Genomic DNA, 12,129 nt, shown 5'->3' with positions numbered 1-12,129 from the left:
TGTTGATATAGCGTGACTGGCATGACGACTCCGCTCTCCCTCACCATCCCGACGTCGTTCGGAGACGTCCCGCTGACCGCCGACGAGCGCGGGGAGGGGCGCGCGATCGTGATCCTGCACGGCGGGGCCGGCCCGGCATCCGTCACCGGCTTCGCCGATCTGCTGGCCGAGCAGACCGGATCGCGCGTCATCGCGCCGAGCTACCCGGGCTTCGGCGGCACACCGCGCCCCGAGGCGCTCACCACGATTGCCGGCCTGGCAGAGCTGATCGAGGGCATGCTCGACGCGCTCGACCTCGACGACGTCACCGTCATCGGCAACTCGATGGGCGGCTGGATCACAGCCGAGCTGGCACTGCGCCATCCGTCGCGCCTCGGTCGCATCGTGCTCGTGGATGCCGTGGGCATCGAGGTCACGGACCACCCGGTCGCCGACTTCTTCGCCCTCACCCCCGCGCAGATCGCCGAGCGCAGCTGGTACGACCCGTCGAAGGCGCCGTCGCTCGACCCGTCGGCGCTGCCGCCGGCGGCGCGGGAGGTGTTCGCGGGCAATCGGGCGTCACTGGCGCTGTACGGCGGGTCGATGGCGGATGCGTCGCTGCTCGGGCGGCTGGGCGGGGACGAGGTGCCGGCACTGGTGCTGTGGGGTGAGGCGGATCGGATCGTGGATGTCGCGTATGGGCGGGCGTATGCGGCGGGGATTCCGAGGGCGCGGTTCGAGGTGCTCGCGGGCGTCGGGCATGTGCCGCAGATGGAGGGGCCGGAGGTGCTCTTGACAACGGTGGCTCGATCCGCAGACACGGACGCGGGTTGAGGCCAAAGCCTGATTCGAGCACCGGAGACTGATCGCTCCGCGAACGCGAAGGGACACGGTGCCGGCCATTCCGATCAGAACTGCGGCGCTCGCGAAGTCTGCTGACTCGCCCGATCGGATGGTGCGTCAGGCAGCGAAGGGCCTCATGGTGGAGGAGAGGACACTTCCAGAGATGGTCGCGGCCGGGAGGCTGAAGGTCCTCTCGGACGACTGGCGCCAATTGTGGCGATTGACCGGTTGGAGCCGCAAGCGCGTGCTGGAGAACGTCCGCCACGGCAAGGCGCGGGCCGCCAGTTCGCGGTGATCGAGGCGACAAAGAGCTCGCGGTGCCGCGCACAATTCCGAGACTCGTCGCGTGGCGCCGCGAAGATGAGCGATCCACGGACACAATGCAAGTGTGTCCGACTTGGTGGAACGAGAAGATTTATACGTCCCTGATCGATTCGAGCAGCTTAGGGACGCCGGAGAGGGCACTCTTCAATCGGTCGTGGTACCGGTGGAGGAAACGTTGGCGCAGTTCTCCGAAAGGTTCGCCGATCTTCGGGCGGCCCGCCGTGGAGGATTCTGGATCATCCGTGGTGAAGCTGGATCGGGGAAGTCGACTTTTCTCGACACGGTCGGAATCTTCAGGGCGGGCGTCTCTACGGTTCGGATCCCGCTGGATGCGGACATACCTTCAGAACTCCAAGCGCTGCCGCCGACGTCCAACGCTCGGGTCATTGTGATCGAGGGCCGCGAGGCTTTGACTGACGTGAGCGAGTCGGCTCTGGAGGCGTCTCTGCACGGCATCAATGGCTTTGTGCGCGCGGCCAACGGTCAAAACACACTCGTCGTGTGGCCGACAAATACGGATGAGCTAACTGAAGCGCTGGTCGGTCTCGGGACCCGGCTTGGCGGAGCAGCTCTCATGTCGGGGATGCCTGTGGTCCGCTTCAGTGGACCTCCGAAATCGGACTATGTGCGGATCGCCGCAAACACCATTGCGGCGCTTAATGAAGGCGCGTCGCTCACTGCGCTGGGCCTTACCGAAGACGCGGCTACCGATCTAGCTGCTCAAGCGCCGACGGTGGGCGACTACATGGGTTCGATCCGTGCCGCTCTCTTACAGAATGGTGCTGCGGTTCGGCGCCTGATGGCGACCGAGCAGCCGCGAGTTTGGACCGTGGTTGTCGCAGGGAATGATCCGGAAGGAGATGTTGCTGCGCTCACTCGAGGTGCTCTCTCCGCAGCGGACATCGACAGACTACTAACGGCGACCAACGCCAACGTGGTCAACGACATTCGAGCCCAGCCGGACACGATCGGCATCCTCGGAACGGTGTTGGACGCAAAGATCTTTCACCTCGAGATTCTCGCCGCGCTCGAGATAGCGCGTTCGTTTGCGAGTGCTGATCTGAAGACGCGAATGACGGGGCTCGGGATGTCGACGCGTGGCAACAAGCGAGACGCAGTCGATCGGCTGCGTTCCAGTGCGATCGGCGTGATCCTGGGAGGTGGTCAGTTGGGGCCACGCCGCAGAGGGGGCCGAGCAGGGACGAACACTCAGTCGGCCTACGCAAGCCTCGCATCTATCGCGCAGACGAATGACGGTCTACTGAACCGCGCGGTCGGCGAAGCCTTTGTCGCCGCTGGTATGGCCGATTCTTACGAAGTTGAGGTCGAAATCGGGACAGACTTTCGATTCAAGAGCGATGTCCTGCTTCATAGAGGTTCGGAGCGCATTCGGCTTGAAATGATGTGGCGAACCGAGACACGTCAGGCAACCATCGCGAACTATGTGCTTGGAAAGCTTCGGAACTATGCGAAGGCCATCGGGCTTATGCACTGACTACCCTCATCCCCATGGCGACCCACGAGGTAACCAACCAGCCCCGACCACGCGTCGACGTCGACGAGTACGGCACCAACATCCCCCTCGTCGAAGCCGTCTACCGCCACGACGCCGCCTGGGCCGAGGACCGCCTCCACGAGACGGGTCGCTACGTCGGCACCCAGGCCTTCCAAGACGACGCCGAGCGCGCGAACATCAACACCCCGCAGCTCCACCAATTCGACCGCTACGGCACCCGCATCGACGAGGTCGAGTACGACGAGTCTTACCACCGCGTCATCGCGGCGGCCCTGAAGCGCGGCGCCCACGCGAGCGCATACAACAGCCCCGGACCGGGCGCGGAGGTGGCGCGCGCCGCGACGTTCATGCTCTTCGCGCAGGTGGAGCCCGGCCACGCGTGCCCCGTGAGCATGACGCACTCGGCGGTGGCCAGCATCCGGCACAACAGCGAACTGGCGGAGACCTGGGTGCCAAGGCTCCTCAGCACCGACTACGCCCCCGACCTCCGCCTGGGCAAGAAGTCGGCGCTGTTCGGGATGGCGATGACCGAGAAGCAGGGCGGCAGCGACATCCGCGCCAACACGACGCAGGCCGTGAAGGCGCAGGACCACTACGTGCTCACCGGCCACAAGTGGTTCTGCAGCGCCCCGATGTCCGACGGGTTCCTGGTGCTCGCGCAGACGGACAAGGGGGTGACCTGCTTCCTCGTCCCGCGGGTCCTGCCCGACAACAGCCGCAACGCGTTCGCGATCCAGCGGCTCAAGGACAAGCTCGGCAACAAGTCGAACGCGAGTTCCGAGGTCGAGTTCGACGGCACGGTCGGGTTCCTGGTGGGGGAGGAGGGGCGCGGCGTCCGCACGATCATCGACATGGTCTCCGGCACGCGGCTCGACTCGATGCTCGGGAGCACCGCCGGCATGCGGCAGGCGACCGCGGAGGCCGTCTGGCACGTGCGCCACCGCGCCGCCTTCGGAAGAACTCTGATCGACCAGCCGGCGATGACGGCGGTCGTCGCGGACCTCGCGCTCGAGACCGAGGCGGCCACCGCCACGGCGATGCGGGTGGCGCGCGCGTACGACGCGGATGCCGGGGCCGAGGAGCAGGCCTTCCGGCGGATCGCGACCGCGGTCTCCAAGTACTGGATCTGCAAGCGCGGACCGGGCCACGCCTACGAGGCGCTCGAGTGCCTCGGCGGCAACGGGTACACGGAGGCGTTCCCGCTCGCGCGGCGCTACCGCGAGCAGCCGGTGATGGCGATCTGGGAGGGGTCGGGCAACGTCATCGCGCTCGACCTGATCCGGGCCCTGAACACCGAGCCGGATGCCGTCACCGCGTTCATCGACGAGGTCGCCCTGGCGGCGGGGCAGAACCCGGTGTTCGACGAGCACCTCGCGATCACGGAGCAGCGCGCGCGGGAGGCAGCGGACCTCGATCCGATCACCGCGGCCGCGAATGCGCGGGGCCTCATGGCCGATCTCGCGCTCGCACTGGAGGCATCCCTGCTCATCCGGCACGCGCCCGCCGCGGTCGCGGACCTGTTCGTCGAGTCGCGGCTCGGCGAGGGGGCGCGGTACGGGCACCTCTACGGGGCGCTGCCGGCCGGGGGAGACCTCGCGGCGATCCTCGAGCGAAGCTAGGCGCCGCCCGCTCAGCGCACCAGGCGGGCGCGGCTCCGTCGTGAGGTCCACCAGAGCAGCAGCGTCCCGACCGCGATCAGCATCGCCACACCGGGTGCGACCCACCACGGAGTGCTGACGCCGGTCGCCGCGAGGGCGATGGCGGCGGTCACGGTGAACGCCGCACTCGTCGCAGCCCGGATGCCGCCGACCTGCAGGGTCAGCGTGTGCGTGCCTCCGGACGTGTCGGCGGGAACGGTGAAGGACTGGGTGACCGGGCCGCCGGTCACCGGAGTCGTGCCCGAGGCGACGACGGTCGTGCCGTCCAGCAGCACGGAGAACGCCGTCGACGGTGCTACGCCATCGATGATGGTCGACGCGGTCGAGCCGGCCGGCACGCTCGCGGTGGGCGCCGAGATGCTGGGGTCCATCGTGTAGGTGAAGGTGATCGACCCGGCGCCGGTGTTGGGCTCCACCGCGGAGGCGGTGAGGCCCGCACGGAGGAAGCCGGAGCCTCCGCCTCCCGCTCCGGCGGCGGCGAGGCTGGACCCGCCTTCCATCGCCGAGCCGCCGCCGCCGCCGGCGTAGCCGCCGCCGCCTTGAGCAACCGGGAAGTTCAGGTACAAAGCCGGCTCGCCGCCCGCCCCGGGGGTGATCGTGCCGTCGCCCGCGACGGACGCGACGCCGCCCGTTCCGCCGTACGCGACAAGACCCACCTGGCTGGTCGGGCCGCCCGGGGTGGCGCCCACGGCGCCGAGCCCACTGATGTCGTACCCGTTGACGCTCGCCCCGTCGGCGCCGTTCGCCGATGCGCTCGCGTATCCGCCCATCCCACCCGGAACGGCAGCGGGCGGGGTGCTGAGAGCACCGGTCCCGCCGCCGCCTCCCGCGACGGCGATGAACCCGGACGCGTCGGCGACGTAGCTTCCGCCGCCTCCGCCTCCGGGGCCCTCGACCGCGATGTCCGCGCCCTTGTCGCCCGCGAGGACGTGGAGGGTTTCGCCGTTGTAGCTCGTTCCGAGATCGACCGTCACCTTGCCTCCGGCGCCGCCGGGGGTGCTGGCGTACACACTGGCGCCTCCCGCGCCGCCGGCGACGACCACGGTGACGTCCGTCGCGTCGGAGGGCACGGTCCAGGTCGTCTGCGCACCCGGCGTGAAGCTGACCACGCAGCCGGTGTCGCAGGTCGGAGCGGCGGTCGCCGACATCGCGGGGATCAGCGTGGCCGCTGCCGCGGCCAATCCGACCATCGTCAGCAGGGCTGTCTTTCGCACAGGTCTCCTCCAGGAGCGGACAAGGGGTATCCGCACCCTATCGGTCGTGGCGACCGCGCCGGCGATGCCGCGGCTCGCGACTAGAGTTCCGGGAGACCTGCAGGGAGGCATCTCGTGACAGCTGTGCTCGTGACGGCGACTCTGGGCCCCATCGGCTCGGACGACGGTCGGCTCGCCGCGACCGGAGTCGACAGCGCATGGCTCATCTGGCCCGCGCTCGCCGTCGTGGTGCTCGGGATCGTCGCGGTCGTCGTGACCGGCGTCGTGCGCCGGCGTCGGCGCTCGTCCGAGTAACGCGCCCGCGACCCTGAGTCAGGAGCGCTCGGGCCGGCTGCGCGAGAACTCCCGGATGCGCCCCAGCGCCCGGAACCCGAGCCGGGCGTAGAGCCGCTCGGCCTCCGGCGTCGACTGCAGGGATGCCGTGCCGCACCCCCGCGCGACCGCATCATCGAGCAACGCGCGGGTCACCATCGCCCCGAGCCCCCGGCGTCGCACGGCCTCGGTCGTGCCCACGTTGAAGATGCCGCAGTCGCCATCGTGGTGGAACGCCATCGCCTCGGCGCCGCCGCCCTCGACGCGCGCGGTCACGACGCGGTAGGCGGCGGGGTCGGCGTCGGCGAGGAATCCGGGCAGCTCGAGCAGCTCGCAGTAGGCGTCCCAGTCGTCCCATACCAGCTCGACCCCCGCTGGGCCGGCGGGCGGGGCCGGCACCTCGCCCAGGTCCATGCTCATCGCGAGCGTGCTCTCGGTCTGCCGGTAGCCGCGATCGGTGAGGAAGCGCTGGCCGGCATCGTCGTGCTCATCGATCCAGATCGCGAACTCGGCGATCCCGGCGCTCGCGTACTCGTGCTCGGCGAACGCGACGGCCGCCGCCCGCTCGGCGTCGCTCACGCTCGACTCGAGCACGGCGTTGTTGAGGTACGCGCCCTCGGGCGGCGTGACGAAGACCGCCACGGCGATGCCGGGCGCGCGCACGACCCGCGCGCCGCGGGATCCGCGTGCGTCCTGGTCGAAGCAGGCGAGCAGCGTGCGCCGGTTGCGCGCGGCGAGGTCTCGGTCGGTGATGGCCACCCCCTGCATACGCAGCGGAGCAGCGAACGGTTCACGGCATCCGGAGCCTTCCGGCCTTGGAGCCTCCTGGCAGCGCGTCCTGACACGCGCGCGCTCTGCCTACGGTCACAGGCATGAGCACCGCGACCGACAACGTTCAGACCGTCCGGCGGCTGCGCACCGCCTTCGACGAGCAGGATGCCGCCACCGCCCGCCGCCTGCTCGCCGACGACTTCCGCTTCACGAGTCCGCAGGACGACCACATCGATCGCGAGGCGTGGATGCGCACCTGCTTTCCCAGCGCCGGCCACTTCGTGCAGAGCCACCTGAGCGAGCTGGGTGCGCACGGCGACCTGGTCTTCAGCCGCTACGACTACACGCTCGCCGACGGCACGCACTGGCGCAATATGGAGGCCGCGCTCGTGCACGACGGGCAGGTGCACGAGGTCGAGGTCTACTTCGGCGGGCGCATCGAGTAGCCCGTTACGTCGGCGTTACGCGCCTCCCCGAAGCTGGACGAGCCTGATCCGCTCGTTCCCCGACCCAGGAGCCGCGATGTCCGCCAACCGCACCCGTGCCGCCGCCGGCGGGACGATCGTCGTCCTCGCCCTCCTGAGTGGATGCTCACTCGGAATCGGGACTCCGTCCGGCGTTCAGCCCCCGGCCGCATCCCGATCCGGGAGTCCGGCCGCCGGCTCCGGCTCGACCCCGAAGGCCGGCTCCGGCGACGCGGCCGGCGTCGACGTCTCGAAGCTCGACCCGTGCGTGCTGTTCCCGAAGGATGCCGCCGAGAAGCTCGTGGGCGCCACGCTGTCCGAGCCGATCGACGCCAAAGACCAGTCGCAGCCGAGCTGCACCTACAACCCCGACCCGAACGGCGGCGAGACCGCGCAGGCGACCCTGAGCCTCGGGCCCGGGGCGGAGAACTTCTACACCATCGATGTCAACCAGGGGCACGCCTTCGTCGACGTGCCGGGTCTCGGCGACGAGGCGCACCTCGAGCCGCAGGCCATCTTCTGGAAGTCGCACGGCGTCTGGGCCGAGATCAACATGCTGCGGCTCGTCGACGACGACCACCAGTTCGATCAGCCGCTCATCGACGCGGCGAAGGCGGTGGATGCCCTGCTCGGGTGAGCATGCCGTCGGCCGGCTACTCGAGCCCCTCGCGGAGGAACTCGACGCCGGCGCGGCGGAACTCGCGCGACGGCGGCGCGTTGAAGTGGGTGCGCCCCGGGATCTCCAGGAACCGCCCGTGCGGGGTGGCGGCGGCAAGCTCGCGCGAGATGTCGATGATCGAGTCCTCGGTGCCGGTCGCGAACAGCACCGGCTGCTGCGGAGCCTCGGCGGGATCGGGCTGCGCGCCGCCGCGCATCCCCTCGACGAGGGCGATGAGGGCCTCGACGTCGTTGGCGGGGTTGCGTTCGGCGACCGACACGTACGCGTGCGTGAGGCGATCGGCGATCGGGGCGCCGGTGGCGGCGTGGAGGCGGGCGGCATCCAGGTCGAAGCCGGCGAGCCGGTCGCCGTCGGAGATCCCGCCGAGCACGGCCCGGGTGATGTGGTGCGGCAGCTCGATCGCGCCGAACCAGCCGACCCGCCCGCCGAGCGAGTAGCCGAGGTACCCGACGTCGTCGAGCAGCCAGGTGTCGACGACGGTCTCGAGGTCGGCCACGAGCTGATCCATCGAGTAGGCCGAGGGATCGTGCGGCTTGCCGCTCGCGCCGTGGCCGCGCTGGTCGTAGGCGAGCACCCGGAATCCGGCGTTGGTCAGGTCGCGCACCCATCCGGTGATGACCCAGTTGTCGGCCGCGCTCGACGAGAACCCGTGCACCGCCACCACGACCGGCGCGGACGGCTCGCCGAAGGCGTACGTCGCGATGCGCACGCCGTCGCCGGCCATGACCCATTGCGGGTCGGGGACGTCGGTGAGCAGGGCCATCAGGCGTCCAGGTGCGCGAGCAGGAAGGGGAGGGTGCGGTCCATGAGGCGGGTGTCGCCGCCCGACGCGAACGCCTCGCCGAGGTAGTCGCCGTGGATGCCCGGTACGACGAGCAGCCGGCCGTCGGCGAGGGTGCGCGCCAGGAGGGTCGCGCTCTCGACGGTCACGACGTCGCGATCGGCCGCCACGACGAGCGTGGGCGCCCCGATGCCGGCGATCGCGGCGTCGGGCCAGTCCTCGAAGGTCAGCATCCGCTGCCGGTCGAGGTCGAAGAAGCGTTGCAGCAGCGCCGGCTCGTCACCGTTGTGGCGGCGGTGCTCCTCGACGAACAGCGGCGGCATGGTGGCGAGCGAGGCGGCGGCCATGCCGTCCCAGAACCCGGGGATCAGGGCATCGCGGCGCCAGGGCGGCGACGCGAGGATGAGGCGACCGACGCGGTCCGGGAACCCGACGGCGAACGCGATCGCGGTCTGGCATCCGGCGCTGAAGGCCAGGATGTCGACCCGGTCGAGGCCCGCGTGCTCGAGCACGGCCAGGGCGTCGCCGGCCGCGTTCTCGGCCGTGAGCGGGCGCTCGGTCGGGCGGGTGCGTCCGTGGCCCTCCTCCTCGAGCGCCACGACCTCGCGTGTGGCGGCGAGGTGCGGGAGGAGGGCGGCCCAGTTGGTGTCGATCGTCGACCCGCCGCCGTGGATGAGCAGCAGCGGGCGTCGCGCGGTCGGAGATCCATGGCGTTCGTAGTAGATGCCGAGGTCGCCGCTCGGGGCGTACGCCGAGTCCATGCCTCGACGGTAGCCGGTGTGCCGCGGCGCGTCTCCCGCGCGCCAGACTGGACGATGTGCTCATCGTCATCACCGGAGCGAGCTCCGGCATCGGCCGCGCGGGCGCCGTCATGCTGCACGAGCTCGGTCACGACGTGGTCGTCGTCGGGCGGGATCCCGCCCGCACCGCCGCGGTCGCGACGGAGGTCGGTGGCGAGTCGTTCGTGGCCGACTTCGATCGGCTGGATGACGTGCGCGAGCTGGCGGCGAGGCTCACCGACGCCTACCCGCGCATCGACGTGCTCGCCAACAACGCGGGCGGCGTCGTCGCGCGGCGCGAGCTGACGGCGGACGGCGTCGAGCGCACCTGGCAGAGCAACGTGCTCGCGCCGTTCGTGCTCACCAATGCCCTGCTGCCGCGGCTGCGCGCGTCGCGGTCGCGTGTCATCTTCACCGGCAGCAACGCGAACCGGTGGGGCGTCGTCGTTCCCGACGATCCGAACCGCGACGGCCGGCCCTGGCTGCGGGGGCTGCCGGCCTACGGCACCGCCAAGCGCGCCGACATCATGCTGGCCCGGCAGTACGCGAAGCGGGAGCCGGAGCTGCGCTCGTTCTCGTTCCATCCCGGGCCGGTGGCCACCCGGTTCGGCGGGCTGGACCGCGGACCGCTCGCCCCGCTCATCCGGCGCGCGATCCTGACCCCGGAGCAGGGTGCGCGGCTTCTCGTCATGCTGGCGTCGAGCGACGTCACCGCGCCCTCCGGCACCTACTTCGCGGGCCGGCACTGGGACCGGGGGCTCGCGCGCCAGGCCCTGGATGACGCCGCGGGCGACCGGCTCTGGGCCGCCCTCGAGGCGCAGGCGGCGTCGCTCGGCCGATAGCCCGCCGGGAGTGCGGGGCGCTCCGGGGGTGGTGCGTACTCGAAACGCGATGTGAACTGCGCCTCACAGTGAGGCGCAGTTCACATGGCGTTCGGAGGGCACCCGCCCGCGAGCCTCCGCGGTGCGCGACGGGGCGAAGTGGGAGTCAGCGCCTCCCGGCACCGAGCCGGTGACGGGGCCGGGCTGGTGACAAGGCCCGGCCGGGCGCCCGCGACCGGGCCGGGTCAGGGGATGGTGACGGGACGGGTGAGCGCACCCCGCGGGCCGGCGTTCGCGACGATGGCGGCCGCGGCCCCGAGCGCCACGACGGCGATGGAGCCGAGCTCGATCGCGACGAGGAGCCCGGATGCCGTGGCGATGAACCCGAGGGCGACCGCCGACCCGGCCTGCACGAGGTAGCCGATCGCGTAGACGGCCGAGATCATGGCGGCGCGGTGGTGCGCGGGGGCGTAGCGGGCGATCACGCCCAGGCCGCCCGCGAACAGCAGGCTGTAGCCGGCTCCCGTGACGACCGACGATGCGACGAACAGGATCAGCGAGTGCGTCGCGCCCGACGCGACGAGGGCGGCGACGCCGACCAGCAGCACGAACGGCGCGGCGCCGAGCGCGCGGCGCGGTCGCAGCCGCCGGGCCAGGATCGCGACGACGCCGATCGAGACCGCCGAGACCGCGAGCACCGCGCCGTCGACGAACGCGTCGGACGACTGGATCAGCTCTCGCGCGACCTGCGCGCCGAGGGCGAGGAAGACCGAACCGACCACGTACGCGGCCGAGATGCCGAGAGCACCGGCGGCGAACATGCGACCCAGACCCGCCGGGACGTACGGGGCGCGCGGGCGCCAGGGGCCGGCATCCGCGGCGCGCACCCGCGGCAGGAAGAGCGCGAGCACGCCCACGACGAGCACCGCCGCCACGAGAACCCAGAAGGACAGATGCAGGGGGAGGGGCGCGTACTGCACGAGGGCGCCGCCGACGAGGGTGGCCAGGGCGAGTCCGGTCGCCGTCGACGCGGTCGTCACGGAGCTGGCACGCGGGGCGCGCGACGGTCCACCGAACTCGATCATCGCGGCGGTGGCGGGGCCGAGCGAGAGCCCCACGCCGACGCCCATGAGCGCCCGGCCGACGAGCACCTCCGGCAGGCCGGTCGCGAGCCCGAAGGCGACCGAGCCGAGACCGAGGGCGACGAGCCCGAGGAGGATCGCGATCCGGCGGCCGACGTGGTCGGAGAGGTTGCCGAACAGGAGCAGCGTCGGGATGAGTGCGATCGGGTAGGCGGCGAAGATCAGCGTGCCGACGGCGGGGCTGAGGTGCCACTGCGACTCGTAGAGCGGGTAGACGATCGACGGCGCACCGCTCGCCCAGAGGGCGAGACCCGCCACGGCGGCGGCGGTCCAGAACGAGGCGCGGGGCGAGAGCGTGGGCATGCGGACGACGATACACCCTGGCTAGGAAAAAACAACTGAGCTATCATGAACCCATGAAGTCGCCCACTCTCGTCAACCAGCGCTGCTCGATCGCGCGGTCGCTCGTCGTGCTGGGGGAGAAGTGGACGCTGCTCGTCGTGCGCGACGTGCGGCTCGGCCACACGCGCTTCAGCGACATCCGGAGCCGGCTCGGCGTCGCGCCCGATGTGCTCGCGGACCGGCTCGGCAAGCTCGTCGACCTCGGCGTGCTCGAGCGCCGCACCTACCGCGAGGGCGGCGCGCGCGAGCGCGAGGAGTACGTGCTGACGCCCGCCGGCGAGGACCTCGCCCCCGTGCTCGCGGGCCTCCACCAGTGGGGCACGCGGCACCTGCCGACTGACCTGTCGCCGGCCTCGCGATACGTGGAGGCCGCCACGGGTCGCCCGCTGCACGTCGCGTTCGTCGACGACGACGGCCGGAGCGTCGACATCGCCGCCGTCGCGGTGCTGCCGAGCGAAGCCGGCTAGGGCATCCAGGGCGGGAGCGCCCCCGTCGGAGCGCCGC

Annotated in this window: 14 protein-coding genes; 9 read left to right on the top strand and 5 right to left on the bottom strand. The window is 71.1% G+C overall.

Annotation, left to right across the window (positions count from 1 at the left end; all coding sequences use genetic code 11):
* Positions 1-21 precede the first annotated feature (21 nt).
* The 4 genes from ABD285_RS14295 (at position 22) to ABD285_RS14280 (ending at position 4,281) form a co-directional block, all read left to right on the top strand.
* On the top strand, positions 22-813 hold the full coding sequence (locus tag ABD285_RS14295) for an alpha/beta fold hydrolase (RefSeq protein ID WP_284254946.1): 792 nt from the start codon (positions 22-24) through the stop codon (positions 811-813).
* 58 nt (positions 814-871) lie between these two features.
* Positions 872-1,117, top strand: coding sequence for a hypothetical protein (locus tag ABD285_RS14290; RefSeq protein WP_284254947.1), 246 nt, complete (start codon positions 872-874; stop codon positions 1,115-1,117).
* A gap of 93 nt (positions 1,118-1,210) precedes the next feature.
* On the top strand, positions 1,211-2,641 hold the full coding sequence (locus ABD285_RS14285) for a hypothetical protein (RefSeq protein WP_344203135.1): 1,431 nt from the start codon (positions 1,211-1,213) through the stop codon (positions 2,639-2,641).
* 14 nt (positions 2,642-2,655) lie between these two features.
* Positions 2,656-4,281, top strand: coding sequence for an acyl-CoA dehydrogenase family protein (locus tag ABD285_RS14280; RefSeq protein WP_344203133.1), 1,626 nt, complete (start codon positions 2,656-2,658; stop codon positions 4,279-4,281).
* An 11-nt stretch (positions 4,282-4,292) separates the two neighbouring features.
* On the opposite strand, the gene ABD285_RS14275 is transcribed toward ABD285_RS14280, so the two are convergent.
* Positions 4,293-5,534 carry a hypothetical protein gene (locus ABD285_RS14275; RefSeq protein WP_344203131.1) on the bottom strand — a complete coding sequence of 414 codons (1,242 nt, stop codon included), beginning with the start codon at positions 5,532-5,534 and terminating at the stop codon, positions 4,293-4,295.
* A gap of 114 nt (positions 5,535-5,648) precedes the next feature.
* Between ABD285_RS14275 and ABD285_RS14270 the strand changes: the two genes are divergently transcribed.
* Positions 5,649-5,828 carry a hypothetical protein gene (locus tag ABD285_RS14270; RefSeq protein ID WP_284254954.1) on the top strand — a complete coding sequence of 60 codons (180 nt, stop codon included), beginning with the start codon at positions 5,649-5,651 and terminating at the stop codon, positions 5,826-5,828.
* A gap of 18 nt (positions 5,829-5,846) precedes the next feature.
* Here ABD285_RS14270 and ABD285_RS14265 read toward each other — a convergent pair whose 3' ends face one another.
* Positions 5,847-6,605 (bottom strand): GNAT family N-acetyltransferase, encoded by a 759-nt coding sequence (locus ABD285_RS14265; RefSeq protein WP_284254955.1) that lies wholly within the window; start codon positions 6,603-6,605, stop codon positions 5,847-5,849.
* Positions 6,606-6,718: 113 nt separating this feature from the next.
* Here ABD285_RS14265 and ABD285_RS14260 point away from each other — a divergent pair, with 113 nt between their 5' ends.
* Both ABD285_RS14260 and ABD285_RS14255 read left to right on the top strand, forming a co-directional pair.
* Positions 6,719-7,063: a nuclear transport factor 2 family protein gene (locus ABD285_RS14260; protein WP_284254956.1), complete on the top strand. Its 345-nt coding sequence runs from the start codon at positions 6,719-6,721 to the stop codon at positions 7,061-7,063.
* Between the two features lie 76 nt (positions 7,064-7,139).
* On the top strand, positions 7,140-7,718 hold the full coding sequence (locus ABD285_RS14255; RefSeq protein ID WP_344203129.1) for a DUF3558 domain-containing protein: 579 nt from the start codon (positions 7,140-7,142) through the stop codon (positions 7,716-7,718).
* A 16-nt stretch (positions 7,719-7,734) separates the two neighbouring features.
* Here ABD285_RS14255 and ABD285_RS14250 read toward each other — a convergent pair whose 3' ends face one another.
* Complete coding sequence (locus ABD285_RS14250; protein WP_344203127.1) at positions 7,735-8,523, bottom strand: alpha/beta fold hydrolase; 789 nt, start codon at positions 8,521-8,523, stop codon at positions 7,735-7,737.
* A complete protein-coding gene (locus tag ABD285_RS14245) occupies positions 8,523-9,302 on the bottom strand; it encodes an alpha/beta fold hydrolase (protein WP_284254958.1) in 780 nt (259 codons plus the stop codon). Before ABD285_RS14245 ends, ABD285_RS14250 begins: the two co-directional genes overlap by 1 nt.
* 56 nt (positions 9,303-9,358) lie before the next feature.
* Between ABD285_RS14245 and ABD285_RS14240 the strand changes: the two genes are divergently transcribed.
* Entirely contained in the window at positions 9,359-10,162 is an 804-nt protein-coding gene (locus tag ABD285_RS14240; RefSeq protein WP_344203125.1) for an SDR family NAD(P)-dependent oxidoreductase, read from the top strand.
* A 224-nt stretch (positions 10,163-10,386) separates the two neighbouring features.
* Here the strand turns inward: ABD285_RS14240 and ABD285_RS14235 are convergent, their stop codons facing one another.
* The gene (locus tag ABD285_RS14235; RefSeq protein WP_284254960.1) at positions 10,387-11,586 is read right to left on the bottom strand and encodes an MFS transporter; all 1,200 of its coding nucleotides are present in this window, start codon (positions 11,584-11,586) and stop codon (positions 10,387-10,389) included.
* 53 nt (positions 11,587-11,639) lie between these two features.
* Between ABD285_RS14235 and ABD285_RS14230 the strand changes: the two genes are divergently transcribed.
* Positions 11,640-12,092 (top strand): winged helix-turn-helix transcriptional regulator, encoded by a 453-nt coding sequence (locus ABD285_RS14230; protein ID WP_284254961.1) that lies wholly within the window; start codon positions 11,640-11,642, stop codon positions 12,090-12,092.
* Positions 12,093-12,129: the final 37 nt, after the last annotated feature.

The sequence above is a fragment of the Pseudolysinimonas kribbensis genome (assembly GCF_039531715.1).
Classification (GTDB): Bacteria; Actinomycetota; Actinomycetes; order Actinomycetales; family Microbacteriaceae; genus Pseudolysinimonas; species Pseudolysinimonas kribbensis.
The sequence above is the reverse complement of the archived record's forward strand: the minus strand, read 5'-3'. Positions and strand labels throughout refer to the sequence as shown.

Bases quoted from the DNA above. Each gene is read 5' to 3' on its own strand.
- ABD285_RS14295 (WP_284254946.1), top strand. From the start codon at position 22: ATGACGACTCCGCTCTCCCTCACCATCCCGACGTCGTTCGGAGACGTC.
- ABD285_RS14280 (WP_344203133.1), top strand. From the start codon at position 2,656: ATGGCGACCCACGAGGTAACCAACCAGCCCCGACCACGCGTCGACGTC.
- ABD285_RS14260 (WP_284254956.1), top strand. From the start codon at position 6,719: ATGAGCACCGCGACCGACAACGTTCAGACCGTCCGGCGGCTGCGCACC.
- ABD285_RS14255 (WP_344203129.1), top strand. From the start codon at position 7,140: ATGTCCGCCAACCGCACCCGTGCCGCCGCCGGCGGGACGATCGTCGTC.
- ABD285_RS14250 (WP_344203127.1), bottom strand. From the start codon at position 8,523: ATGGCCCTGCTCACCGACGTCCCCGACCCGCAATGGGTCATGGCCGGC.
- ABD285_RS14245 (WP_284254958.1), bottom strand. From the start codon at position 9,302: ATGGACTCGGCGTACGCCCCGAGCGGCGACCTCGGCATCTACTACGAA.
- ABD285_RS14235 (WP_284254960.1), bottom strand. From the start codon at position 11,586: ATGCCCACGCTCTCGCCCCGCGCCTCGTTCTGGACCGCCGCCGCCGTG.
- ABD285_RS14230 (WP_284254961.1), top strand. From the start codon at position 11,640: ATGAAGTCGCCCACTCTCGTCAACCAGCGCTGCTCGATCGCGCGGTCG.